The 26,443-nt window shown below is 59.3% G+C and carries 22 protein-coding genes; 13 read left to right on the top strand and 9 right to left on the bottom strand.

The genetic code is table 11. The annotated features are described in order from the left end of the window. Positions 1-7 precede the first annotated feature (7 nt). Genes KT71_RS07050 through KT71_RS07025 form a run of 6 tightly spaced genes read right to left on the bottom strand, consistent with a single transcriptional unit; the run spans position 8 to position 7,933 of the window. Positions 8-1,198 carry an MFS transporter gene (locus tag KT71_RS07050; protein ID WP_023659392.1) on the bottom strand — a complete coding sequence of 397 codons (1,191 nt, stop codon included), beginning with the start codon at positions 1,196-1,198 and terminating at the stop codon, positions 8-10. Further along, positions 1,182-2,222: an adenosine deaminase gene (locus KT71_RS07045; RefSeq protein WP_008296131.1), complete on the bottom strand. Its 1,041-nt coding sequence runs from the start codon at positions 2,220-2,222 to the stop codon at positions 1,182-1,184. Before KT71_RS07045 ends, KT71_RS07050 begins: the two co-directional genes overlap by 17 nt. Further along, positions 2,223-4,358, bottom strand: coding sequence for a nucleoside hydrolase (locus KT71_RS07040; RefSeq protein ID WP_023659391.1), 2,136 nt, complete (start codon positions 4,356-4,358; stop codon positions 2,223-2,225). It lies immediately after the preceding gene. Positions 4,359-4,387: 29 nt separating this feature from the next. Further along, positions 4,388-5,236: a sulfite exporter TauE/SafE family protein gene (locus KT71_RS07035; RefSeq protein ID WP_008296133.1), complete on the bottom strand. Its 849-nt coding sequence runs from the start codon at positions 5,234-5,236 to the stop codon at positions 4,388-4,390. Positions 5,237-5,251: 15 nt separating this feature from the next. Next, a complete protein-coding gene (locus tag KT71_RS07030) occupies positions 5,252-6,355 on the bottom strand; it encodes a purine nucleoside permease (protein ID WP_008296134.1) in 1,104 nt (367 codons plus the stop codon). A 51-nt stretch (positions 6,356-6,406) separates the two neighbouring features. Further along, complete coding sequence (locus KT71_RS07025; RefSeq protein WP_084566966.1) at positions 6,407-7,933, bottom strand: adenosine deaminase family protein; 1,527 nt, start codon at positions 7,931-7,933, stop codon at positions 6,407-6,409. 251 nt (positions 7,934-8,184) lie between these two features. Here KT71_RS07025 and puuE point away from each other — a divergent pair, with 251 nt between their 5' ends. The 13 genes from puuE (at position 8,185) to KT71_RS06960 (ending at position 22,183) form a co-directional block, all read left to right on the top strand. Then, positions 8,185-9,201 carry an allantoinase PuuE gene (gene puuE / locus KT71_RS07020; protein ID WP_023659390.1) on the top strand — a complete coding sequence of 339 codons (1,017 nt, stop codon included), beginning with the start codon at positions 8,185-8,187 and terminating at the stop codon, positions 9,199-9,201. 105 nt (positions 9,202-9,306) lie between these two features. Next, the gene (locus KT71_RS07015) at positions 9,307-9,879 is read left to right on the top strand and encodes a cupin domain-containing protein (protein WP_238549460.1); all 573 of its coding nucleotides are present in this window, start codon (positions 9,307-9,309) and stop codon (positions 9,877-9,879) included. A gap of 285 nt (positions 9,880-10,164) precedes the next feature. Continuing rightward, positions 10,165-12,540 (top strand): TonB-dependent siderophore receptor, encoded by a 2,376-nt coding sequence (locus KT71_RS07010; protein WP_008296139.1) that lies wholly within the window; start codon positions 10,165-10,167, stop codon positions 12,538-12,540. A 109-nt stretch (positions 12,541-12,649) separates the two neighbouring features. Then, positions 12,650-13,624 carry an AAA family ATPase gene (locus KT71_RS07005; protein ID WP_008296140.1) on the top strand — a complete coding sequence of 325 codons (975 nt, stop codon included), beginning with the start codon at positions 12,650-12,652 and terminating at the stop codon, positions 13,622-13,624. Between the two features lie 10 nt (positions 13,625-13,634). Beyond that, positions 13,635-14,582 (top strand): DUF58 domain-containing protein, encoded by a 948-nt coding sequence (locus KT71_RS07000; RefSeq protein WP_008296141.1) that lies wholly within the window; start codon positions 13,635-13,637, stop codon positions 14,580-14,582. Next, positions 14,579-15,112 (top strand): DUF4381 domain-containing protein, encoded by a 534-nt coding sequence (locus KT71_RS06995; RefSeq protein ID WP_008296142.1) that lies wholly within the window; start codon positions 14,579-14,581, stop codon positions 15,110-15,112. The genes KT71_RS07000 and KT71_RS06995 overlap by 4 nt, the downstream gene beginning before the upstream one ends. Next, positions 15,105-16,097: a vWA domain-containing protein gene (locus KT71_RS06990; RefSeq protein WP_008296143.1), complete on the top strand. Its 993-nt coding sequence runs from the start codon at positions 15,105-15,107 to the stop codon at positions 16,095-16,097. Before KT71_RS06995 ends, KT71_RS06990 begins: the two co-directional genes overlap by 8 nt. Beyond that, a complete protein-coding gene (locus tag KT71_RS06985; protein ID WP_008296144.1) occupies positions 16,090-17,070 on the top strand; it encodes a vWA domain-containing protein in 981 nt (326 codons plus the stop codon). Before KT71_RS06990 ends, KT71_RS06985 begins: the two co-directional genes overlap by 8 nt. Then, positions 17,064-17,735, top strand: coding sequence for a hypothetical protein (locus KT71_RS06980; RefSeq protein ID WP_008296145.1), 672 nt, complete (start codon positions 17,064-17,066; stop codon positions 17,733-17,735). The genes KT71_RS06985 and KT71_RS06980 overlap by 7 nt, the downstream gene beginning before the upstream one ends. Further along, complete coding sequence (locus KT71_RS06975; RefSeq protein WP_023659388.1) at positions 17,735-19,150, top strand: BatD family protein; 1,416 nt, start codon at positions 17,735-17,737, stop codon at positions 19,148-19,150. The genes KT71_RS06980 and KT71_RS06975 overlap by 1 nt, the downstream gene beginning before the upstream one ends. Before the next feature lie 125 nt (positions 19,151-19,275). Continuing rightward, on the top strand, positions 19,276-20,295 hold the full coding sequence (locus tag KT71_RS06970) for an adenosine deaminase (RefSeq protein ID WP_008296147.1): 1,020 nt from the start codon (positions 19,276-19,278) through the stop codon (positions 20,293-20,295). Between the two features lie 3 nt (positions 20,296-20,298). After that, the gene (locus KT71_RS06965; RefSeq protein ID WP_023659387.1) at positions 20,299-21,597 is read left to right on the top strand and encodes an NCS2 family permease; all 1,299 of its coding nucleotides are present in this window, start codon (positions 20,299-20,301) and stop codon (positions 21,595-21,597) included. Between the two features lie 16 nt (positions 21,598-21,613). Next, positions 21,614-22,183, top strand: a complete 570-nt coding sequence (locus tag KT71_RS06960) for a phosphoribosyltransferase (protein WP_008296149.1) — start codon at positions 21,614-21,616, stop codon at positions 22,181-22,183. A gap of 7 nt (positions 22,184-22,190) precedes the next feature. Here KT71_RS06960 and KT71_RS06955 read toward each other — a convergent pair whose 3' ends face one another. The 3 genes from KT71_RS06955 to KT71_RS06945 are packed head-to-tail and all read right to left on the bottom strand — an operon-like array spanning position 22,191 to position 26,384. Next, positions 22,191-22,961 carry an SDR family NAD(P)-dependent oxidoreductase gene (locus KT71_RS06955; protein ID WP_008296150.1) on the bottom strand — a complete coding sequence of 257 codons (771 nt, stop codon included), beginning with the start codon at positions 22,959-22,961 and terminating at the stop codon, positions 22,191-22,193. 40 nt (positions 22,962-23,001) lie between these two features. Further along, positions 23,002-25,149, bottom strand: a complete 2,148-nt coding sequence (locus KT71_RS06950; RefSeq protein WP_023659386.1) for a 3-hydroxyacyl-CoA dehydrogenase NAD-binding domain-containing protein — start codon at positions 25,147-25,149, stop codon at positions 23,002-23,004. Between the two features lie 26 nt (positions 25,150-25,175). Next, entirely contained in the window at positions 25,176-26,384 is a 1,209-nt protein-coding gene (locus tag KT71_RS06945) for an acetyl-CoA C-acetyltransferase (protein ID WP_008296152.1), read from the bottom strand. Positions 26,385-26,443 lie beyond the last annotated feature (59 nt).

Below are 26,443 nucleotides of genomic sequence, written 5' to 3'. Positions count from 1 at the left end.
CCGGCTGCTATGTGTCCTCGGGCAGGGCTGGCAGCAACGGCAGTATCACGAGAGATAAGGCGCCGAGCAGGCAGGCGGCCAATGCCGCGGGCCACAGACCACTGGCCACGAAGGGAGAGATCAGGGCCGTGGCAGCGGCGGTAATCAACATGACATAAAGGATCACCAGGGCTGATGCGCGGGCGTCATCACCATCAGATGCCTGGAGGGATCGATAAAAACCGGGCGGCCCCCGAAAACCGAAACCCATATTGAAGGGCAGAAACAGCGCCCAGATCACCCAGGGCTCCCGTCCTCCCAAAAGCCCATAGGCAAGCATCAGGATACTGCCTCCAAAGGCGAGGATGCTGCCGCCGTAGATCGTCCGCTCGGCACCAAAACGCCGCACGAGACGACTGGAGAGATTCGCAGCGACAATGTAGGTCGAGATACCCAGAAGCTGCATCACAATGAACTGCTGTATTTCACCCCCGAAGGCAACGACGTAAACCGTGGGCATGGCAAACACAAAGGCGAGGAGCGAACCCAGACTCAAGCCCTGACTCAGGGCGTAGCGCTGGAACACGGCATTGCGCACAAGTAACCAGTAACCCAGTCGCGAAGGGTTGCCAGATACGGCGGGAACGTAGCGCCCTGATACGGCCACCAGCACACTGAGACCCACCGCAAGCATTGCGGTCACCCAGAAGGATGCAGACCATCCATAGGCACTGAGCAACCACACCCCGATAATTGGTGCGATAGCCGGTGCCAGAGACTCGATGCTGCCCAGCGCGCCCAGGGCCCGGAGAGCGCCCTGCTCATCAAACAGCGCCCTGACCATCCCCGGTGTCACAACCGCGGCGCAGGACGCTGCCACCCCCTGCAAAAAGCGCAGGGCAATGAGCAGTTCAAGGTTCGGTGCCATAGCCGCGGCGCCGGACAAGAACCCATAGGCCAGCAAAGAGCTTACGAGCATTTTGCGGTGATCAAGAAAAGATCCCAGCTCACCAAAGAGCAGGAGACCGATACCGGTCCCCGCCGCGAAGGTCGCCAGCACAAACTGCGCCTGAGCTATGCTCCCGCCCAGATAGTCCGGGAGACCCGGCACCGCGGGCAGCACCAGATCCGTGCCCGCCAAACCCAGCACCGTGCAGCAGACCAGGAGACCTGCGACACCGACAGCTCTGAAACTTCGGGACTCAGGGGTGGCGCGCAAGATAGTCCTTAAGTTGTTCGTCGAGGGCCAGTTTTGCGTCGCTGGGGAGAAATGCCGCTTCGAAGCCGTTGCGCACGAGCATCACAGCCTGCTCGCGGCTCATGTCGAGCTCCGATTCAAGGGCGGCGAAATTCTCCAGCAAATCACCACCGAAGTAAGCGGGGTCGTCGGAATTCACTGTGATGCACAGGCCTTGTTCCAGTAAATCAAAAATTCGGTGCTCCGAGAGGCTGTCGTAAACACAGAGACGCACATTGGACAGAGGGCAGACGGTGAGGGGCACGCGATCCGCCGCCAGCTGCTGGAGGAGATCGGCATCGTCTACGGCCCGCACACCATGGTCGATGCGCGTCACCTTGAGAAGTTGCAGGGCGTCCCGGATAAAGCTTGCAGGCCCCTCCTCCCCCGCATGAGCCGTGAGTTCATAACCGCGTTTTTTTGCCTCGCGGTACAGGGTTTGGAAATTTGCCGGGGGAAAGTCTCGCTCGGCGCTTGCCAGACCGATGGCGCAAAAGTGTTCCCGATAGGGATCCGCCGCTTCCAACATAGCGAGGGCGTCAGCCTCGGGCAGGTGACGCAGAAAACTCAGAATGAGACCCACGGATTGCCCCCAGCCGCTTTTCGCCTCAGCAATGGCTTTATCAAAGCCCTCAAGCACCACGGACAGCTCCACGCCCTGGGGTAGGTAAGTTTGGGGCTCAACCATAATTTCGCAGTGCACGATGTTCTGGACACGGCAGACCTCGAGGTAGTCCTGCATCAGAAAATAAAAATCCTCGGCGTCACGGAGTACCGATGCCCCCAGATAGTAAAGATCCAGGAAACTCTGAAGATCGCTGAAGTTGTACGCCGCCTCCACCTCCTCCACGGAAGCGTATGGCAGGGACACGCCGTGCTTGGCCGCAAGCTGCAGAAGACGCGGAGCGCGCAGACTGCCATCAATGTGCAGATGCAGCTCTGCCTTGGGCATTGCAGCCAGCCACCGGGTGACGGGGCCATAGCTATCGTTTGTCACGTTACTCACTTACTTATCTCCACTGCTCAGGGGCCTGGCCGTTAAGGTATCGATGAAAAGCCGGAAAGCGGCCTCGGGATCGGTATCTCTGCAAAAGAGCGTATTTTTTGCGCCCTCCCGCCGCTCGATGACGCCGGCGGTTTCCGCTGCAAAATGGCGTCGCGGCGCACCCTGCCAATTGCTATCCGGCATGGATTTATCCGAGGTCGCCCACCAGGGTTCCTCCGTCTCCTCATACGTCGCGCCCAGGGCCAGCATTTCACCGTCACAGAAACGCTCGCGATCAATCACCGCCAGGGCCGCGAGCACATCCCAGAAATAGTACTCGCCAGAATCAATAAACCAGGTGTTGGCATCAAGCACCGCATCCCAAAAAGCGGCAGCCGGATTGTCCACGCGGGTTTTAAACGCGGCGGCAAACGCCGGCGTGACCTTCACGTGATTGGTCACATCCAGTCCCACCAACTCCATCGCCAGGTCCGAGCGCAGCACCTTGTCGGCGGCAAGTGCATCGACATAGATGTTCCACTCGGCCCGAGTGTTGGGATTATCGTCGGTAAAACCCGGCACGATGATATTGCCCGGCGCATCCAGGGCCCCGCCCATGATCACGAGGCGTTCGGTCTTGGCCGGGTCTTCGGGGTACCGTTCCAGCCACTGGGCAATATTGGTCAGGGGCCCCGTCGCCAGAACAGTCACAGGCTTATCGGCCGCCGCATGGACATCATGCAGGAGCTCAACCGCATGACGCCCATCGGGCTCGCGCAGGCTGGGCGTAATGGGAACCCCCGACAGCGTATCCATATCCTTTTGCCAGGGCACGGGAAACACGAAATAGCCGTCCAGAGGATAGGCGTCGCCACAGGACACAGGTATCGCGTTGTGGGGGTTAACGAGGTCCAGGAGCGCGAGAGCATTACGGGTGCCCGGTTCGCAATGGGCTTCACCACTGGCGGCAACGGTCACCGCCAGAAGCTCAACCCCCGGATGCCGTGCCAGGAACAGCAGCGCCGCCCAGTCATCAATCGCCATGTCCGTATCGAACACCACGGGAATACGGGCCGGGGCAGATGGCAGCTGATCTTCGTACACGTCCCAGCCCCCAAGAAGAGCGTCCACCACGGGTTGTCCCACGCGCTGGGCAGTTTCCAGAGCACCCAGACCACCGTCGGGATAATCCGCCGTGGTGCTCCAGGCCGCGCTCCTGCCCCTGGGTGGCATGGTGTAATTACTCGCCGTACGCAGGATCAGTACCCGCCGGGGATCCACGCGATCGATGCGTCCGAGACGGTGAAGCGCCGTCAATGTCCCGGAATCCTCCATATTCGAAGTCATGAATTCTGCCGACTCACCCGCGTAGACCTTCAGCCAGTCGTTTGCCCATTCATTGAGTTTCTCACCGTGCCAGTAGGTGCTCGCCGAAAGCGTGTCTCCCCGGGTCACAAACGGGGGACGCTGCGCCAGAGGATAGTTAGTGAACTCTTTGCGAAAGGCCTGCATCGCCTCCGTGTCCATGAGCGGCGTGTTACGCGTCAACTGGTACGCCCATTCGCTGAGACCGCTGTCGAGGGCAAAACTGATGGTATCGAGAGTCCAGCCGGTAGAAACATCCTGGGGGCCATCCGCAGGTTTTGACGCCCCGAGGGGAATAAAACCGTAGGGCCAGTCCTCGGGAATCTCCCGGGCATCAATCTCATATACCAGATCGCCATCGACCACCGCATTGGCCCAGGCGGCGGAGCCCAGGGAAAGATCCTCCGGGTCGCCCCCGGCGATGCCGGCGATGAGCCAGTAGGCCTTCGTAAGATCAAAACGTTCGTCAAGACCCAGAGCCATGGTTGACGCCGTGGCGTTGGGTATCCCACCGCCGAGGCAGGCCACAAGCAGGCCTTTGTCGTCGTAGTACAGTGAGTACTCCCCGAGGGCAAAAGGCATTTCCCGCAAACCCGGGTTACGCTCCAACCACAGCTGTAATTCCCCCGGCTTATCCCCGGTGGGCTCGCCATTTTCAAACATGCTGAGCACCACCACTTTTACCGGCAGGCGCTCGCCAGCAAGACCGGGCGTCACATACAACACCCCTAGTACGGCGAGCACTCTGACGACGGCGCGCGCGGAAAAACTTAAAAACTCAACGGAATTCATGGGATAAGCCTCGAGATGCGCTTTCAATACTAAAGAAACAGGCGGGACAGCATACGCAGTCCGACCGCCAGCAGGAAGCCTGCAAAGAGTTGCTGCAAACGTCGCGCGGACAGGGCTGCGCCAATGCGCACACCCAGGGGTGCCATGAGAATAGCCAGGGGCGCAATGCTGAGAAACCCCGGCACGCTGACATGACCGATGCTGTAAACCGGTGCGCCCGCAGGCACCACATGACACAGGGCCACCAAGACCCCCGGGGCCGCAATGACCAGACCCAATACGGCCGCGGTTCCCACCGCACGGTGCATGGGCACGTGGAACAGGGTCATCACCGCAACGCCAAGGGTCCCTGCCCCCACGCCAAGGAGCACGCAGACAAAGCCGATGGCAGCGGCGATGCCCAGCTGCAGATAGGCCGCGGGAAGCATCGGGATGTTCTCTTCGTCGGGACCTTCCACACCTAGCTTGCCATCCCCCGCACCGTCACCGCCAGACAGCTTCAAAAACCCTAAGGACAGCGCAAACACCGCAAACAGCCCGATCAGGGGTTCCGCCGGCAGCGATGGCGCCAGCCAGGCGCCAAACACCACCGCCGCGAGCATCGCTGGGAACCAGCGAAAAAGAATAGCGCCGTCGACGTTACCCCGGCGCCAGTGGGACAGGGAGGAACTCATAGCCGTGGGCACAATCACGGCGAGGGACGTACCCGTGGCAAGAAGCATCGCCGATGCCTTGGGCACCCCCTGAAGGAGAAAGACCTCAAAGAGCACCGGCACGATGATCAGGCCGCCGCCAATACCGAGGAGGCCCGCAAGCAGTCCTGCGAGGACACCGGCCCCTAACAACGCCGGAAGCAGCGCTGGAAGATCCGAGAGCATGCCCGGAGTCAGCGCCTAGGGAGCGGAAAGATCCTCGGGCGTTGGCGTGCGATCACGGTATACGTCCCAGCCCTCGACAATCGTGTCGATAACTTTTGAGCCAACGATGTAGGCAGATTCCAGGGAGGCATCCAGTCCGGCATAGCCCTCGTTCTCCGACAGGAGATTGGTCGCTGCATCTACACCCGGCGGCGGCAAGGTGTAATTGCTGCCTGTGCGCAGCACCATCATCCGATCCCGATCTGCCCGCCCCGCGTTGGTCAGCCAGGCGAGGGACTGCATGGTGCCCGTATCTTCCATCGCCGAGGTCACAAAGTTGCCATTACCGTCACTCCAGTAATCGACCCAATCGTTCGCCCAGTCATTCAGCAAAGTGCCGTGCCAGAAGGTCATAGCCGCCAGGTGATCACCCTTGAGCACAAACGGAGGCCGCTGGGCGTTAGGGTAATTGGTGTAAAGCTGGCGGGTTTCGTCCAGGGACTCAAAATCGGGCAGCTCAATATCTTTCGTTAGCTGATAGGCCCACTCCGTGAGCGCCGGATTGGTTCGAAACATTTCCCCCGTGGGCTCGGGCTTGTTCTCGTCAAAGGGCTTTTTGGTGTTTCGCGCAATGTAACCGTACTTCCAGTCCTCGGGCATTTCCCGGGGATCGATCTCATGGGCGAGGTCGCCGTCCACCAGATATTCCGCCCAGGCGGCGCTACCGATGGACGCATCTTCGGGGTCGATACCGGCGATGCCCGCCACCAGCCAATAGGCCTTGCTCAGATCAAAACGGGGATCCATACCCAGCATCATGGTCGATGCGGTGGATTTCGCCGTGCCGATACCGGTCACCATGACCAACACACTATTCTCGCTGTCGAAATGCAGATCGTGATGAGCACCGAACTCGAACACCTGATCGAGATTGCGACGCTCATTCCACAGCTGGAACTCCGCGGCCTGATCACCGCTGTCCTCGCCAATTTCAAACATGGTGACGACCACCACTTTCACAGGTATGGGCTCGGGCGTGGTATCCACCTTTGCAACGCTTGGAGCAGACGCTTCACCACCACAGGCGCTGAGCACCAGGCTCAGAAGGGGTAAGCACATCAGGGCGAGCATGTTTCGCATGGAGATCCTCTCGGTTATGACGTCGATAGTTTTAAAAAAAGGGGGATAACTCTACCACTCACAAAGCTCGTAGCGGTCGCAGATAAATCCATAGCTCTCGGCCTCCGATGACAGGGCAGCGGCGGGCTTCGCGGCTATCTGCCGGGCGAAGTCATCGATTCGCGCGGCAAACAAGGCCAGCAGCTCCGCTTTCCTGACCTCTGGCAGAAACCCGTGGGCGATGGAATTCCGGGACAGGAGCAGCAACTCGTCCCAGCTGAGATTGAACTCCTTCACGGCCACATAGAATTCATCCGTAAGATTACTGTCCCACATACCCCGGTCATCTGTGGACAGGGCCACGGGGATGTCCGTGCGCAGGTACTCGGGAAAGGGGTGCTCGCTGTAGTCCCGGACGTATTCCAAAAGCAGATTCGACACCAGGTTGATCTCCACGAGATAAGCGCCGTTGCGCATCAGGCGCATGGTGTCGGGGTCACTGATGAGGTTGACGCCGTGACCTATGCGATCAGCCCCCAGAAGCAGGGTATCGCTCACATGACTGTTGGGTTCGTCCACCTCCCCCGCATGGATAGACAGGCGCACATTGTTATAGCTGCGGCGCAGATCCCGCAGGGTCTCAAGAAACCGCAAGGGGTAGCCTTTGTCGTTGTCCTCCCGCCCCACCATGTTCACCGCGACAAAGAGGTCATTGTGCCGGCTTGTAAAATCGTAGAGATAGCGCAGATGCTCATCGGCATCGGGCAAAAAGCGCAGAATCGTGGTTTGGAGCCGAACTTCGACACCCGTCGCCAGCGCATCATCGTCCTGTAGGCGCGCGCGATAAATCCGGGCCACATCATCGGGGGTCAGGGCCTGCCCACCGGGGTCGATGAAGCCAAACACACCGATCATGCTTTCCATGTACAGCAGGCCCTCAGCACCGAATTTCTGCATATTCATTACGAGGGCATCGGCGGCAAGATGGGGGTTAAAGTACAGATCGCCCATGCGTTGCCAGTGTGTTTGAAAAAATTCATCCCGGCCCTCATGGGCTTTATCGAGGCGCAGACTATCCAACCAGGCTTCTTTTTCCTCGGCGTTGAGTTCGTCCAGGGGAAGATATTCCTCTTTCTCACAGGCACTGAGGGTCTCGTAGTTACTCTCCTGCACGTTGACAAACAGCATGAGGTAGGGAGTTTCGGTAAATGCATTGCTGCCATAGGGCCGGCAATTGTTGATCTTCACCCGCGTGTAGTAGCGGTAGCCGTTTTTTTGCTGCGCGAGCGCGAGTTCGTAAAACCATTCGGAGCGAATGGAGCCCGACAAATGATTGTGAAGGTCGCCACCTTTGGGCATGGCGTAGAGAAAACGATAGAGTTCCTCGTCGCTGGCCTCGCCCTTAAAAGCTTCAAACCACGCGGACATGTCATCGGAAGCCTCGGGCAGAGCAGCATGCCCTGCGCCACTGCACAGGGTAAAGAGCATCACCACCACGGCAAATAAATCGTGGATTCGGAGACGTCGGCCATGCGCCCGGCCTTGGCTGATGGCTGCCGTATCCACTGTTGAGTCGCTGTATTTAGTGATGACCCGCATAACTCCCGCTCTCTCATTGCCCCCAAGGCTGAGCATCATCCGTCAGTTGGGGGCCTCTCGCAACGCAAGTTCGATGCCACAAACCCTGAAGCTGACCACGACTCCGTTCCGCAAGCACTGACGGGCCCGGCGGGCCCGGCGCCAATCTGAGGCACGCCTTTGGTCCGCACGCCATAGAGCAACGCACCAAAATAGAGCAAAACGACACCCAAAAGAGGGCGCGGCCGCGAAACGAGCGTTTGAGCCAAGCCGTGGCCATCAACCCTTGCCGCTTTCCCACCGCCCATGCATCCTTAGGGCTCAGCCTTGCGCCGGAATGCTTTGTGGACCCCAAATCACCCTACCCTAGAGATATGCTTGGTTACGGCCAGCATCCTCCTGAATTTTCTCTCCCCGGCGGAAAGCGCATTGCCGTGCAATTCGTTGTGAATTACGAGGAAGGCGGTGAGAATTCCGTGCTCCACGGCGACGACGGCTCCGAGGTTTTTCTATCGGAAATGTTTAACCCCAGCGCCTACGCCGATCGCCATATGAGCATGGAGTCCCTCTATGAATACGGCAGCCGCGCGGGCTTCTGGCGCCTCTACCGCTTGTTCACTCAACGCGAGGTGCCCGTTACGGTGTTTGGCGTCACCATGGCCATGGCAAGAAATCCCGAGGCGGTCGCCGCGATGGGGGAAGCCGACTGGGAGATTGCCTGTCACGGCCTGCGCTGGATCAACTACCAGGAGGTGCCCGAAGATGTGGAGCGCGAACACATGCGCCGGGCCATCGACTGGCACACAGAACTCACGGGCGAACGCCCCCTGGGTTGGTACACCGGCCGGGACAGCCCCAATACGCGCTCACTGCTGCTGGAGCATGAGGGATTTCTCTACGACTCCGACTCCTACGCAGACGATCTGCCTTATTGGATTAAGGGGGGCGACGGCGCTCATCTGATAATCCCCTACACCCTTGACAGTAACGACATGCGCTTTTCCAGCGCTCAGGGCTTCGCGGATGGCGAGCAGTTTTTCAACTACCTCCGAGACAGCTTCGACGTGCTCTACGCCGAGGGTGCTGAGCAGCCCAAGCTTCTCAACATCGGTCTCCACTGCCGCCTTGCGGGGCGGCCCGGGCGATTTTTAGCGCTCCAGCGGTTTCTTGATTATGTGCAGCAGCATGATGACGCCTGGCTGTGTCGGCGCGTCGACATCGCGCGTCACTGGCACGAGCATTACTACCCCCACCAGCCTGTGCAACATTCCCCACCACAGCATCCCTGAGACAGCGAATCGCTATGAGGAGTCTTAACGATGATCCCTGCTTTTATGATCCGGAGCCGCAGAGGACGCACTGTCGGCATGTGCAGATCGGGAACCGGAACATTGTTGGCCGCGCTTTTAACGATGGCCACTGTCGTGACCTCGTCGGGCATGGCTGAGGAGGCACCCATCGACGCCCAGACGCTCATCGAGAGTCTCGACCTGAAGGGTCATGTCGAAGGCGGCTTTTATCGCCGCACCTACGAGGCCACAAACCAGCCGCGCGTAGACAGTGATGGCGCTGAACGTTTCAGCATGACCTCGATCTATTATCTCCTCACCGCCGAGGGGCCCATCGGTCACTTTCATCAAAACCGCTCGGACATCGTCCATTATTTCCATCTTGGCGACCCCATCGAGTACGTGCTGATCCATCCGGACGGTGAAATGGAAACCCGTGTCATGGGCGCCGATCCCCGTAAAGGCCAACTGCTGCAGATGACCGTGCCGGGAGGCGTGTGGAAGGCATCGCGGCTCACGGGTGTAGAGCAGGGTTACGGTCTTATCAGTGAGGCCGTGAGTCCGGGCTTTGATTACGGAGATATGACCCTGGGCGTAACGGCCGAACTCCTGGCGACCTACCCGCAACACCGCAGCTATATCGAAGCCCTGAGCCGGGAGTCCGCACCGAAGCGGTAATAATCCGCGCCCTCGGCAATTGACGGCCCTGCCAAGGTGGCGCACCATCTCGGTGCACGATGGCTCCGTGGAGCAAAACAACGGGCTGCTTAGGCGGAATATAGCGATATTCCAGCCCCGGCAGCCCCGCTAAGTCACTGATAAATATAACGATATTTTTGGCAACAAATGGCCTTGGTATTGGCATCAATCGTGCACTACTTTTTGGAGTAGTGCCCCATCGGTAATAAAGCAGTGTCTCGCAGCCCATGCCGCCTGACAGCATCATGTATTTGAGGAGAGTTCATGAAGACATTCACCACCCGCAGGCTGCCCCTGGCAGCGTCCATAGCCGCGATCATCGCCGCCGTGCCCCTTGCCCAGGCGCAGGGCAACCAGGCGCAGTCCATCGAAGAGGTTGTCGTGACGGGATCCCTGGGCTCTCTGCCCGGCGAGGACGTGCAGATTTTTGGCTTCGGTAAGTCATTGCTGGAGACTCCCCGTTCCGCGTCTACCATCAGTGAGGAGCAGCTTGAACGCTTCAACATCACCGACATCGATGAGCTGGTAGCCTTCGCCCCGGGTACCTTCACCCAGTCCTTCTTTGGTGTGGCCGGCTCGCTGGATGTTCGTGGCACCGCGGGTGAGACTTACTTCCGGGGCATGCGCCGCATTGATAACCCGGGCAACTATCCCACGCCCATTGGTGCTTCTGACCGTATCGACATTGTGCGAGGCCCCGCATCACCCATCTACGGTCCCGCCAAAATCGGTGGTTACCTGAACTTCAACCCCAAATCAGCACGTGCCGAATCCGGTGATTACCTTAGCGAAACCACCGGTGCCGTCTCCTACGAAACCGGCAGCTGGAACCGCAACGTGGTCACCGCGGAAATCGGTGGCCCCATCAACGATCGCATGGGCTACTACCTCTATGGTGAGTTGGAAGATTCCGACAGCTTTTATGACAACACGGAAACCAAGCAGAACATCATTCAGGCGTCCTTTGACGTCGACATCAACGACAAGCTGGTGATGCAGTTTGGTGGTATGTACCACGATTATGATGGTAACCAGGTTGCCGGTTGGAACCGCCTCACCCAGGACCTTATCGATAACGGCACTTACATTACCGGGCAGGCCACCCCCCTGGATACCGATGGTGACGGCAAAATATCCCACCAGGAATACGGTGCGACCTCTGGCCCTCTGTCCAATTTTGTTTTCCGCCCGGAGTTTGTTGACGATTCCAGCGTAATTCCCGAGATGGCCCTCGTAAACACCGGCACGACACAGCTAGACGAGAGCAATGTTCTCGTGGACCCTAACGACACCCTCGATAATCAGGTCCTCAGCCTGTACCTCGATTTTGTGTACGAAACTGATAGCGGCTTCAGCATCACCAACAAGCTGTTCTACGAAACCATCGACAACATCAACGAGAACGCCTACGGCTTCTCCCAGTTTGGTGAGGTCGACATGATCGAAGACAAGCTGGTCTTTGCCTTCACCAAAGACATTGGCTCCATGACCGCCGATCTACAGTTCTCGCCGTCGATCCGCTATACGGACTTTCTCCGGGGTCAGGACTTCATCAACGAGTACTTTGACCGCCGCGATCTGAGCCAGTCCAATGCCGAGCGCGATCCCTCCCTGGATACCCGGCTCCTTGCGACGCAGATCAACGATGACTACTCGGAGTATCAGAGCGGTGACTACACCATGTACGGTCTGGCGTTCCTGGGTGATTTCAGCTTTGACAACGGCATCGCCGTCACCCTGGGTATCCGTCAGGACTATGTAGAAACGGATGTCAGCACCCCCGTGGAGCTGCTGCTGTTCCCCGACGGTGCGATTCCTGAAGCCTCAGACTCCGAGGACCTGCTGTCCTGGTCCGCCAGTATCAACTGGACCACGGAGTTCGGTTTGACGCCCTACTTCACCATCGCAGAGCAGGCAACGCTGATTGCCGGTCAGGTGGGCGACCTTCCCACGGCGCAGGTGGCCAGCGGTTCCTGGACCGACACGTCGGATCTCTGGGAAGTGGGCCTGAAGGGAAGCTTCCTTGATGACTCCCTGTACTTCGCCGTGAACTATTACGAGCAGGAGCGTGTGGATTTCAACGCTCAGGCGATCGTCACCAACCCCACCAGCCGCACGGAAGGTATCGAGGCAGAGCTGCGCTGGGTGGTCAACGAAGATCTGGTTGTGACCGGCGGTTGGACCAACATGGAGGTCATCATCGTTGAGGCTGAGGAAAACGGCGGCCAGTTCGGTTTTTATGGCGCGGACGATATTCCCCAGATCGATCCGACCCTGGTCTTTGGTGGCCAGATCATCGGTATCCCCACATCGCCTGACGGCCGTCGTGCAGGTATCCCCGAGAACATCTACACGCTCACGGGCACCTACTCCTTCAACGATAATCTGGCCATCAGCGGCAGTGTTATCAGCGTCGACGAAACGCCGTCGGGATCATCCGGTGCGGTTATCCTGCCCTCCTACACATTGCTCAACGCAGGCCTTGTGTACGAGACCGAGTCCTGGACCTTCCAGCTCAATGCGAAGAACCTGACCGATGAGCGCTACTTCCGATCCAACTTCCCGGATCTCTTCGGATCGCAGATCGTGTTGCCGGAGCTGAGCCGGAACTTCCAGGCGCGGGTAGCCTACAAGTTCTAAGCACTCTCCCCGGCGCGACAAGCACCTGGAAAAGCCCTCCTCTCGGAGGGCTTTTTTTTGTCCCGCCGGTCTGTGAGACTTAGGGGCACTTCAACACCGGATCACACCCATGAGCAGTGACCTGCACAACGCCTTTGTGGAACTCGACGCGGCCATCAATCGCGCGGTCATCGGACAGGAGGATGTGGTCCGCACGCTGATCATCGCATTGCTCACCAACGGTAACGTGCTCCTCGAGGGGCTCCCCGGTACAGCCAAAACACGTTCCGTGCGAACCCTGGCCCGGGTGCTGGACGCCAGCCTCGGGCGCATTCAGTTCACCCCCGATCTTCTCCCCTCGGACGTTACGGGGACGGAAATTTATCAGGAAGTCGACGGACATCAGGAACTGCGGTTTCAGCAAGGCCCCGTGTTCAACAATGTGGTGTTGGCAGATGAAATCAACCGAGCGCCGGCGAAGGTGCAGGCCGCCCTGCTGGAAGCCATGGAGGAGCGCACGGTGACGGTAGCGGGAAAGAGCTACACCCTGCCGCCGCTGTTCATGGTCCTCGCCACCCAGAACCCCATCGAGCAGGAAGGCACCTACCCCCTGCCCGAAGCGCAGATGGACCGCTTCATCATGAAGATCAGCGTTGATTATCCCGATGACGACGCCGAAGAAAGCATTATCCGTCTGGTGCGTGGTGAAGAAAACAGCGACAGCGGCACCGAGGAGCCCCGCCTCTCCCAGGACCTGGTTTTTCAGGCCCGGGAAGCCTTGTCCGCGATCACCGTGTCGCCCAACATCGACAAATACATTGTTGCCCTGGTTATGGCCACCCGCGATCCCGCCCGTTATCCCGACTCACGTCTCAAGGAGTGGATTCGCGTGGGGTCCAGCCCCCGGGCCAGTATCGCGCTGGACAAGTGCGCCCGGGCCAACGCCTGGCTGTGCGGTCGGGATTACGTGGATCCCGAAGACGTGCGCACCGTCGCCCACTCTGTTTTGTGCCATCGCATGATACTCAGCTATGACGCCCTGGCAGAGTCCGTGGATAGTCACGCCGTTATCGACGAACTCCTTCGTCAGGTGGCCGCGGCCTGAGCAGACACTGATGCCGTGGTTTTCACCCAAGGAACAGCCGTCGGCTCCGGATAACCGAATCGCGGCCAGCCTGGCCCATCTGCGGGCCCTGGAATTTCAGGCCAGGGGTTTTTCTTTCCTGCCACGACAACCGGTGCAGAGCATCCTCAGCGGCCGTCACGGCTCCCGTCTGCGCGGCAGAGGCCTGAATTTTGAGGAGCTGCGCCACTACCGACCCGGTGACGATATCCGCAGCATGGACTGGAAGGTCACCAATCGCACGGGGAAGCCCCATGTGCGCGTCTACACGGAGGAGCGCGAGCGCCGCGTCCATCTGCTGGTGGATCAGCGCGTCAGCATGTTTTTTGGCAGCCAACGGGCCATGAAGTCTGTCGTGGCCGCCGAAGTGGCCGCCCTGGCGGCCTGGCGGGTCATCGCGTCAAACGACCGTTTGGGCGGACTCATCTTTGATGATCATGACTGCTACAGCATTCCCCCCCGTCGCAGCCGCGAAAGTGTCATGGAGCTGCTGTCGCGCCTCGCTGAGAGTAACGCGGCGCTCGCCGCAGGCCAGACATCCAAGGCGTCGCAGCTCAATATCGCCATGGACAATCTTGCCCGTGGGCTCTCCCATGACGCACTGGTTATCTACATCGGCGACGGCTTTGGCTGGGACGATCGCAGTGATGAACTCCTCAAGAAGATGAGCATGCACAACGACGTCATCGTCATCAATATTTTTGATCCCGCGGAGATCGAGCTGCCACGGCTGGACGAGCTCATTGTCTCCGATGGAGAAATGCAGATTGCCGTGTCGGGAAATCGCGCGCAGCTCGATGAACGCTTCCGCGATAGCTACAACGCCCACGTAGGCCACATGCTGAACATCCTGAAGCGCTATGGCTTGCCGCTGATTTCCGTGAGCTGTGCCGAAGACCCCGTCAACCAGCTGCTCAAAGCTCTGGGGGCGCGCCGATGACCGAAGTGTTTGGTCCCGGCTGGGGCAACTATGCAATCCGCGGCATCATCGAGACCTCCCTGCCGGAACCCGTGTCCCTTGTACCCGAGACCCCGGGATGGTGGTTGCTCCTTGGCCTCATCGTTGGCAGCGTCGCCTGGGGCGCCTGGGTACGCTGGCAGCGATTTTTGAGAAATGCCTATCGTCGGGAAGCCCAGGCCGCTCTGGCTTCTGTCGAGGCCCGAGTCAAAGGGGGTGACAAGGACTGTCTCCGGGAGCTCGCTCCCCTCCTGCGCGCCACGGCCCTGGCAGCAGTGGACAGCAGCAACAGAGACAGCATTGCCGCCCTGAGGGGCAAGGACTGGGAGGAGATGCTCCATCAGCTGGCCCCCCGCTTGGCGCCTCTGCCCGTTGCGACGCTTAATGCCCTTGCCTACGGACCTCTCTCCCATACACCCGATAAGATCGACGGCCTGTTTGAGCAACTCCGCGAGTGGATAACAGTCCATGAGAGAGCCAATGAGAGTGCCAATAAGGGTGCCCATGATTGAATTCACTCTCCCCTGGGCCTTCGCCCTCCTCGCCCTGCCCTTGCTGGTGCGCTGGCTGACACCGCCCCACCGGGAAAGCCAGGATTCTCTGCAGGTTCCCTATTTTCAGCGTCTGGTACTGCTCAGCGGAGAAACGCCCCGCTCCGGCGCCAGCGTCCTGCGCCGGCGACGCATGCAGGGGATTGTCAGCATCCTGGGATGGTGCCTCCTGGTCCTCGCTGCTGCGCGCCCCGAATGGGTGGGCGATCCCATCAATATCGAAAAGTCTGCACGGGACCTGATGCTTGCCCTTGATCTCTCGGGATCCATGGACGCCCGGGACTTCCGGGATGCAGAGGGGCATGAGCAAAACCGCCTGACTGCGGCTAAAGATGTACTGGAAGGTTTTGCGGCGCAGCGGGAAGGCGATCGCCTTGGACTCATAGTCTTCGGCAATGCCGCCTACCTCCAGGCGCCCTTTACCGACGACAGGGAAACCTGGCAAACCCTCCTCGAGGAGAGCGAAGTGGCCATGGCGGGACAGAGCACCGCCCTGGGCGATGCCATTGGTTTAGCGATTTCCATCTTTCAGGCTTCGGACACCACCAACCGCGTGCTTATTGTGCTGACGGACGGTAACGACACGGGATCCCGGGTGCCGCCCAGGGATGCGGCGACCATTGCCGCGGCGAACGATGTAACGATTTACACCGTCGCCGTGGGCGACCCTGCGACCATCGGAGAGGAAGCCCTGGATCTAGAAACCCTCAACGCCGTGGCCGAAACTACCGGGGGCGCCAGTTTTCAGGCGCTGGATACCCAGGCTCTGGAAAAGGCCTACGACGAAATTAACCGCCTGGAGCCCGCAAAGTACGACTCCCTGTCCTATCGCCCCCGGAGCAGTCTCTTTCATATTCCTCTTGGGTTATTTGCAGCGCTGTACCTCCTCGCCTTACCGCTGTTCGCGTTGCTGAGCTTACGCCGTCAGGAGTCCGTGCATGCTTGACGGGTCGTTTCTGGCACAGTTTCATTTTTTGCGGCCCTCCTGGCTGCTCTTAATGCTGCCCTTTGCGGTACTCAGCATGATCCAGTGGCGCCGCAGCGATCTGGGCAGGCAATGGGCGCCGGTCATTGCCTCCCACTTGCTCCCCGCCATGATTGTCCCCGGAAGTCAGCGACGCCTGTTCTCGCCGCTCTGGGTATCCATCGTTCTCGGCCCGCTGGTCGCGTTCGCAGTAGCAGGACCCAGCTGGCAACGGGGGGAATCGCCCTTTGCCCAGGATGCTGCGGCACTGATCATTGCCATCGATCTCTCCACGTCCATGAACGAAAGCGACCTGCAACCCAGTCGGTTACAGCGCGCCCGGGACAAAGTTCTCAAGCTCGCCGAAGCCCGGGGCGATGCCTACACTGCCCTGATTGCCTACGCGGGTAGCGCTCACACGGTGCTCCCCCTGAGCGACGATTCCAACATGCTGCTCCATTATCTCGATGCCCTGAAGGTGGGTATGTTGCCCCGCCGCGGAAAAGCACCGGAGGAGGTGCTCCCCATCGCAGAGCGCTTGCTGGCGGAGCAGGGTCATGGCGGAAGTCTTCTCATAGTGACGGACGGTGCAAACAACCAGTCCGTGCCGGCCTTTGCAGCATGGGCTGAGAACAGCGACACACAGCTCCTGGTCTGGGGCATGGGTAAAACGCAGGAACAGCTGGACCGAGATGCCGCCCGGGGCCTGGCAGCACGGGCACAACCCCTGCAGGAGTCGCAGTTAAAGGCTATCAGCGACGCGGGTAAGGGCTACTACGAGGCCGTCAGCGTCGACGACAGGGACCTTCGCAATCTCACCCGACGCATCAACCGGCATTACCAACTCAGTGAAGACAGCGCCCGTCCATGGATTGATGGGGGCATTTATTTTCTGCCCCCTATCATGCTGCTGTTTCTGCTCTGGTTCCGCGCAGGCTGGGTCCTCCGATGGTAAGCAGTCTCCCCAGCAGGGCGCGTCAGTTACTCTCCCGGAAGGGCCTTCTGCTCCTGATCGCCCTGGGGCTCCTGTGGTCCCTCGCCAATCCCGGACGGTTCCTGGACTTATGGCTGACCCCGGACCAACAGGGTCGCCTGTGGTTTGCCTACGGCGACTATGAGCGAGCGGCGCGCAGCTTTGACAATCCGCGATGGCGCGGGATGAGTCTCTACGCCGCCCAGGACTTTGATGCGGCGGCCCAGTACTTTTCCCAGTACCAGGACGCGGAGTCCCTTCTCGCACGGGGCAACGCCCTTGCCCAGGCCCGGGAGTATCTCGACGCCAGAGACGCATATGAGGAACTGGCGGAGCGTTATCCTGAGCACCCGGCTCCCGCCGTGAACATTCCGATTGTTCAGGCGCTCATTGATGCCAACCGGGAGCTGTCTGAAAGTCAGGTATCAGAATCCGGCGATATGTCCTCGGATGACGATGACGGCCCCCGCTCTTCCGAGGGCGACGACCGGCTGACTAATGTCGAGCGCGAGCAATTCACGGCGAAGCAGCTTCTGGAGGATCCGGGGCTGACGGAGATGTGGCTCAGGCAGGTACAAAGAAACCCCTCGGAGTTTTTGAGCACCAAGTTTGCCCTGCAGCTTCGCCGGCGTGAGGGGGAACAGTGATGCCCTGCGGCTTACAGCGCCTACCCCGCCTCGGGTCTGCCCTGGGGCAGTTCCTGGCCACCCTGATCATCCTGGGATTCTGCGCAGGTTTTAGCCATGGCGCTACGACCCTTGATAAGCTCATCGCCGACGATCAACTGCAGATGACCGTGGATATCACTACCGAAGGGACACTCTATCAGCGCGCGCCTTTCGTACTGGTCGTAGAAGTCGCCACGGCGCGCTGGTTCAGTCGCGGCACCCGGGTCCGTGATTTTCGTATCCCGGGCGCCGTAGTGCGTCCCGTATCCAACTTTGCCAACAATAGCTCCCGTCGCATCAACGGCGAGACCTGGAGTGTGCAACAGTGGCGCTTTCGCGTGTTTCCGCGGGAAGCCGGGAGCCTGGAGCTACCCTCCCTGCGGGTCTTTGCTTCCGTCAATACCGAAGAAGGCACCGTGGAGGGAGAGCGCCTCCTTTACGCAGCTCCGGTCCTGATCGTCGCTCCGCCGGGCGCCGACGAGTTTAAAGACTGGATAGCAACCCCATCACTGACCGTTGCAGAAAACTGGGCAGGCACCCTCGAGAGTTACCTCCCCGGTGATGCCATCACGCGTACGCGTCGGTTCATGGTGAAGGATGCGCCGGCGATGATGCTCGTGGGCTCAAAGATTGACGACGTTGAAGGCCTGTCGCTCTACGCGGCCCCCGCCACCGTTGCGGATCAAAGCGATCGTGGTGCCCTTACGGGCAGACGGGAAGAGACCCTCGTGGTGACCTTTGAGGCGCCGGGAAGTTACCAGCTTCCGGGACTGGAGTACGCCTGGTTTAACACGACAAGCGGCGAGTTTGAGCAGCTGTCGCTACCGCCCTTTGATATTGAGGTGACGGCCGCTGCCCCGGCGGCGTCGGACACCCGGGAGGATGCGCAGGCATCTTTGTTAAACACGAAAGTTGTGATTCCTGCCCTACTCCTCCTCACGATCCTGGCGATTCTATGGAGCGCGCGCAAAACCCCAGTCGCAATCCGAATACGCAGGACGCTCGTCGCCAGGAGGGCAAGGAGGGAGCGTTACCGACGTTATCTCAGGGCCCTGGGGCAGGAAGATAGCTCTCGCTGCCTCCAACTGCTCTACGACAACCTGGGCCACGCATCAGCGTTGCGGCCACAACACGCGGTAAAAACAGGGCAATCGCCGGGTTCGCTCCGGGATGCTCTGGATCTCCCGGCAGGAGCGTCTGGCGATGAGGCTCATGATTCGGACATCCCGGGGCGCGCTCTCGAATGCTTTTTGGAACACGCCTACGGTGGTGGCGATGCCCTGCCCCACCGCGACGCTGCCATCGCGCTCTGGAACGCCATTGACAGGCACAGCCGCAAAAAATTCGGCACGGATGCTGGGGGTCTTCGACTGAATCCCGCGCCATCAACATGAGGCCCCGAGGGACCTGCGGCGGACGCGCGCTGCGTCCAAAAAGACGGAGAAGCTGCCCCGGCAGAGACATCAATGGCATACTCGTTGCTTTGCCATAAAAGAAACCTACAGTGCCCGGAGACACCATGCAGGAAGAAGCAAAGCCATCCATGTTGGATTTTGTACAGCAGCTGCCAAAAGCGGAGTTACATGTACACCTCGAAGGCACCCTGGAGCCGGAGCATATTTTTAGTCTGGCCCAGCGCAACGGCATTGAGCTGGCGTACAAAACTCCGGAAGAAGTCGTGGCCGCCTATGACTTCCATGACCTGCCCTCGTTCCTGGCCATTTATTACGCTGCCATGGACGTGCTCCGCACGGAAGAAGACTTTTACGAGCTCGCCTTCCACTACTTTGAACGTGCAGCCGCGCAGAACGTTGTCTACGTAGAGCCTTTCTTTGACCCCCAGGCTCACACCAGTCGCGGGGTAGCCTTTGATACGGTCATTAATGGCATTCACAGGGCCCAGAAAGACGCCGCCGCCACCCTGGGCGTCGAGAGCAATTTAATCCTGTGCTTTCTCCGCGATCTGAGCGCTGAATCGGCAGCAGAGCATCTGGAGATGGCGGTACCTCATCTGGATAAGCTCATCGGCGTGGGACTGGACTCCGACGAGAAAGATAACCCCCCGGCGAAATTTGCCCATGTCTTTGCCCGGGCCCGGGATCTGGGTTTAAAGCTCACCATGCATTGCGATGTGAACCAGAAAGATATTCTCGAGCACATTGGCGAGTGCCTCGATCTCATAAAGGTTGATCGCATCGATCATGGGATTAACGCACTCGAGGATGACAGTCTTTGCACCGAGATAGCGCGCCGGGGCCTGGGTTTAACGGTCTGCCCCGTGTCCAATCGCTTCGTGGTGCAAAACCTCACCGCCGCCGAAATCCGCGACATGCTGGCCCGGGGTATGAAGGCCACCATTAATTCTGATGACCCTGCCTACTTTCGTGCCTATATGAACGAAAACTTTATGGCGCTGGTAGAAGAAGCGGATTTTTCCAAAGACGAAATCCGCACCCTCAATCGCAATGCCTTTGAGGTAAGTTGGATGGATGAGGCAAAGAAAGCCGACTACCTCTCGCGTCTAGAGCAGGTGCAATAAGTGATGCTGGACGCCATAGACCGATTTTTTGGACTGACGGAACACAACAGCAGCATCCGGCAGGAAGTCCTCGCGGGAGTGACGACTTTTTTGGCCATGGCCTACATCACCGTGGTCAATCCGGGTATTCTCTCAGCGGCGGGCATGGACTTTGGTGCGGTATTCGTCGCGACCTGTTTGGCCGCGGCCCTGGGTACCGCCATCATGGGGCTCTATGCCAACTATCCCGTTGCTCAGGCGCCAGGCATGGGTCAGAACGCCTTTTTTACCTATGGCGTCGTGCTGGGCCTGGGCCACAGCTGGCAAAGTGCCCTCGGTGCCGTCTTTGTGTCGGGGCTTATCTTCATACTGCTCTCGGTGCTTCCCGTCAGGGAGTGGCTAATCAATGCCATTCCCCGTTCCCTGAAACTTGGAATCTCTGCGGGCATCGGTTTTTTTCTGGGCATCATCGCCCTCTCGGGCAGCGGCATTATCGTCAGCAATGATGCCACCATGGTCGGTCTCGGGGACCTCACGGAAACACCGGCAATCTTTATGCTCCTGGGATTCGTGCTTATTGCCGCGCTCTCCGCGCGCCGCACCGTCGGCGCGGTGGTGATCGGCATGCTGGTGGTGACCGCCCTGGGGTGGCTCACGGGCGCTGCGGAATTCAAGGGCATTGTGTCCATGCCGCCACCCATGACTTCCTTCCTCGAGCTCGACATCGCCGGCGCCCTCGATCTGTCCATGGTCACGGTTATTCTTACCCTGCTACTGGTGGACGTGTTTGATACCGCCGGCACCCTTGTAGGCGTTGCCAATCGCGCCGGCATGCTCGACAAGAATGGCCATCTGCCCCGTTTACGCCGCGCCCTCCTCTCGGACTCCAGTGCGACGGCCGTGGGCGCCGTGTTCGGCACCTCCTCCACCACCAGTTTTATTGAGAGCGCTGCGGGGGTAGAGGCTGGCGGTCGCACGGGACTCACTGCCCTTACCACAGCAACCCTGTTCCTCCTGTGCCTGTTTATTGCGCCTCTCGCGCAGAGCGTGCCGGGTTTTGCCACGGGCGCTGCGCTGTTGTTCGTGGCCACGATCATGGCCAGAGCACTTGAAGATCTGGAATGGGGCGACGTGGCGGAGAGCGCCCCTGCCATCGTTACCGCTATCGGGGTGCCCCTCAGCTACTCCATTGCCGATGGCATCGGTCTGGGGTTCATCACCTACGCGCTCATAAAAATAGCCTCGGGCAATGCCAGCCGCTGCCCTATCGCAGTCTACGTAGTGGCCGGAATCTTTATGCTAAAGTTCGGCTTCCTCTCTTGAGCATGGCCTGGCACTGATGGATAAAGTCTATATCTCAGCGAACGATCTGCTGCTGGATTCCTTTCGCCTGGGTGAAAAGATATTCGCCAGCGGCTTCAGACCCGATTTCATCATCGGCGTCTGGCGCGGCGGTGCTCCCGTGGGTATCGCGATCCAGGAGTATCTCGAATACGTGGGCGTTGAGTCCGACCACATCGCCATTCGCACCTCCTCCTACACCGGCATCAACCAGCAGGATAAGACCGTGCGCGTGCATGGCCTGGATTACATCATCGACAATGTGAATGCCAACGACGACGTGCTTCTCGTCGATGACGTGTTCGATTCAGGACGCAGTGTCAAAGCGATCTTTGACAAGATGAGTTCCAAATGTCGCCGCAACATGCCGCAGAACATGCGTGTGGCAACGCCCTGGTACAAGCCCTCCAAGAACGTCACGGATATCACGCCGGACTATTTTGTTCACGAAACCGACGCCTGGCTGGTGTTCCCCCACGAATTGGTAGGGCTTACCCAGCAGGAGATTATCGACAACAAGGGCCCTCTTGCGACGACCCTCGAAGCGCGCCTGAAAAGCGCGAGCTGAGCAGCCTCTAGCGAGGCTGCATGCGGATAGCGCCGTCCATGCGGATGGTTTCACCGTTGGTGTAATCATTCTCCACGATGTACTGCGAAAGATGCGCAATCTCATCAGGCCTACCGAGACGCTTGGGATACACCGGCTGCGCGGCGAGACTGTCGTAGGCCTCTTTAGGTATAGCCTCAAACAGCGGCGTGTGAATCAGGCCCGGTGCAATCGTGTTAACACGTATTCCCAATGAGGCCAGGTCCCGCGCAATGGGCAGGGTCATTCCGACGATGCCGCCTTTGGAGGCACTGTAGGCCGCCTGGCCCACCTGCCCTTCAAAGGCTGCCACGGAGGCGGTATTGATAATCACGCCACGACCACCATCGTCAGTGACGGGGTCCTGCTTGGCCATCTGCGCCGCCACAAGGCGCAGCACGTTGAAGGTACCGATGAGATTGACATCGATCACCTTCTTGAAGCGGGCAAGCTCCACGGGCTCACCGCGGCTGACGGTTTTTGCCGCATCACCGATGCCCGCATAGTTATTGCAGATGTGCACCGCGCCGAAGGCCTCAACGGTGGCGGCAACAGCGGCGGCCACCTGCTCCTCATCAGCAACATTGACCTGACGATAAAGCAGGCCTTCGCCCAGCTCCTCTACCAGTGCCGCTCCCCGAGCCTCATTCATGTCAAAAATCGCTACCCGGGCACCGAGGCCGTGATAGCGACGCACCGTCGCCTCCCCCAGTCCCGAGGCGCCGCCGGTCACAATCGCTACTTTTCCCTTGATATCCATGCTTGCTTAACTCCTTTGTCTATTAGTGATCGAGCGGTATTCAGGCGGCCTGCTGTGCATGCTCTGCCGCGCGATCGAGGGCAATCTGTGGTGTCGCAAAGCGTTCGCCATAAGCGGCTTCCAACGCCCGACAGCGCGCAACAAATCGCTCGTAACCATAGGTTTCCACAAACTGAATCAGACCGCCGGTCCACACGGGCGCGCCGATACCCATGATGGAGCCAATGTTGCCATCCTCATCGGAGCGCAGTACGCCGGTTTCCCGGCACTTCAGGGCTTCGATCACCTGGCGAAACAACAGCCGGTCCTTGATATCGGACTCGGGGAGACAGACGTCGGATTTATAATAGAGATCAAAAAGCGGAGGCCAGATCGCTTTGCTGCCGTCTTCACGGTACTCATAGAAGCCGCCGCCGTGGTGCCGGCCGCCGCGACCATGCTCCACCACCATCGTGTCGATGACCTGGCGCATAATCGTGCCGTCGCCCCATTTGTCCACGACACCCATTTCCTTCCAGGTCTCCTGGGCTTTCCGGGACAGCTCCATGCTGACTTCATCAAACACCGCCAGAGGACCCACGGGCATCCCGATACCCTTGCCCATATTGTCCACAAGCACCGGATGGACACCCTCGCTAAGCAAGCGCACACCTTCATCCAGATAGGTGCCAAAGGTCCGAGAGGTAAAGAAGCCCAGGGAGTCATTCACCACAATGGGCGTTTTCTTGATCTGCTGGGTGTAATCAAAGGCTTTCGCCAGCGCCACGTCGGAGGTTTTCTCCCCTACAATAATTTCCACAAGGGGCATTTTGTCCACGGGGGAGAAGAAGTGGATCCCCACAAAATTCTCAGGCTTCCCGGAGCCCTCGGCAAGCTGGGTGATGGGCAGCGTCGAGGTGTTCGAACCCCAGATGCCTCCCTCACAGAGCTGACCCTCGAGCTGCGCTGTAATCTTGTGCTTCAACTCAATGTTCTCAAACACCGCCTCAATAATGAGATCGCAGCCCGCCAGATCATCATCACTGGCGGTCGGCTTTATGCGGGCGAGGATTTCATCGCGTCCCTCGACAGTCAGACGGCCGCGCTCTACACGCTTGTCCAGAAGCTTCTCAGAGTAGGCTTTGCCTTTCTCTGCGGCTTCCATGCTGATGTCCTTGAGTATCACTTCGATCCCGGCCATCGCCGAGACATAGGCAATACCCTGTCCCATCATCCCCGCGCCGAGGACGCCAAGCTTCTCGGTCTTCTGCGCCGGCACGTCCTTGGGACGACTGGCTCCCCCGTTAACCTTGTTCAAACCAAAGAAAAAAGTGCTGATCATGTTTTTGGCTTCCGGCGTGACCGTAAGCGCGGCAAGGGCTCGGGATTCCACCATGAGTGCGGTGTCGAGATCTAGGCGCAGGGCCTGCGCCGCAACGTCCAGAATTTTAGCCGGCGCGGGCAACAGGCCACGGGTCTTCTGCGTGAGCATCGCCGTAGCGCCGGTAACGGCCTGTACGATCTTGGGAGAGGTAATGCCTCCGCCGGGAATCTTGTAGCCTTTCTGATCGAAGGGTTGCACCGCCGCATCCGGATTATCTTTGTTGTCCTTGATCCAGGCTTTTGCCTTGGTGACCAGGTTGTCCTTGTCCGCCACCAATTCGTGAATCATGCCGGCATCCAGTGCCTGCACCGGTGCCACCCGCTTGCCTTCGAGGAGATAGGGTGCGGCCTTTTCGAAACCCAGCAGTTTCGTCAGGCGAACGACGCCACCGCCGCCGGGCAACAATCCCAGGGTGACTTCCGGTAATCCCAGCTGCACAGACTTGTGATTCCAGGCGATGCGATGGTTACACACCAGACACAGCTCAAAGCCTCCCCCCAGGGCGGCGCCATTGATGGCCGCTACCGTGGGTACCGGCAGCTTCTCAAAACGGCGCATGGTGCCCTTGGTGCTCACGAGGCCATCCATGAACTCTTCAAGACGATCCGGTGTCACGGCGACGAGATCATTGAGATCACCCCCGGCAAAAAACACCTTCTTTGCCGACGCGACAACAACCCCTGTGAGCCCCTCTTCCGCCTCCAGCTTGTCGACCACCGCGCCAAAGTCCTCGCGGAATTCGGCGTTCATGGCGTTCACGGGCCCGGTCATATCCATGGTCACCGTGACGATGCCATCGGCATCCTTTTCATAATGCATAGTCATAAAATTCTGTCCTCAGCGCCTGGCGATTAAACGCGCTCGATAATCGTTGAAATTCCCATGCCACCGCCCACGCAGAGGCTCAGCATGGCGCGGCGCAAATCCCGGCGCTCCAGCTCATCCAGCATGGTGCTGACCAGCATGGCCCCGGTGGCACCCAGGGGATGCCCCATGGCGATAGCACCACCGTTAACATTGGTGATTTCGTGATCGATACCCAGATCCTGCATGTAGCGCAGAGCCACGGATGCAAAAGCCTCATTGATCTCCCAGAGATCGATGTCTTCTTTTTTCAATCCCGCTTTCTCGAGGCATTTTTTGGCAGCGGGTCCCGGGCCGGTGAGCATAATGACGGGGTCCGTGGACAGCACTGCTGTGGCCACAATGCGGGCTCTGGGTGTCAGCCCGAGGTCCTTACCCGCTTTTTCACTGCCAATGAGCACCGCGCTGGAGCCATCGACAATGCCCGAGGAGTTCCCCGGCGTGTGCACGTGATCGATATGATCGAGCACCGGATACTTGCGCAGAATGACATCGTCAAAACCAAACTGGCCGATCATTTCGAAGGAGGCGTTGAGTCCGCCGAGGGTCTCAAGGGTAGTGCCCGGCTTGATAAAGTCATCTTTCTCAAGAATGGTCAGGCCGGACTCGTCCCGAACCGGCACTACGGACTTGTCAAAGTATCCATTGTCCCGCGCGTGGGCCGCACGGCGCTGGGATTCCACCGCGAAGCGATCCACATCCTCGCGACTCCACCCCGCCAGGGTAGCGATGGTATCCGCGCCAATGCCCTGGGGCACAAATCCGGTTTTCGCGGCAAAAGCCGGATCTGAACTCATGGGACCACCGTTGGATCCCATGGGAACACGGGACATGCATTCCACCCCGCCGGCCACCACCAGGTCTTCCCAGCCCGAGGCGACTTTCTGCGCGGCGATATTGACAGCCTCGAGGCCTGAAGCGCAGAAACGATCGAGCTGCACGCCGGCAACGGACTCATCCCAGTCGGCGTTCTGGACAAGCATTTTTGCAATGTCAGACCCCTGTTCACCAATAGGTGTCACGCAACCCATCACAACATCGTCTACATAGCTGGTGTCGAGATCGTGACGCTGCTGCAGTTCCCGGAGAAGGCCGGCACCGAGATCAAGGGGCTTAACCTCGTGGAGGCTGCCACCGGGCTTCCCTTTACTTCGCGGGGTGCGCACGGCGTCATAGATAAATGCGGAATGAGGCATGGTAGAACTCCTGGATGAAAAACCGGGGACCCGGATACTGACGGGGCCGTAGCGGCCAC

Source organism: Congregibacter litoralis KT71, assembly GCF_000153125.2.
GTDB lineage: Bacteria > Pseudomonadota > Gammaproteobacteria > Pseudomonadales > Halieaceae > Congregibacter > Congregibacter litoralis.
Note: the sequence above shows the minus strand (reverse complement) of the source record. Positions and strands in the feature narration are given on the sequence as shown.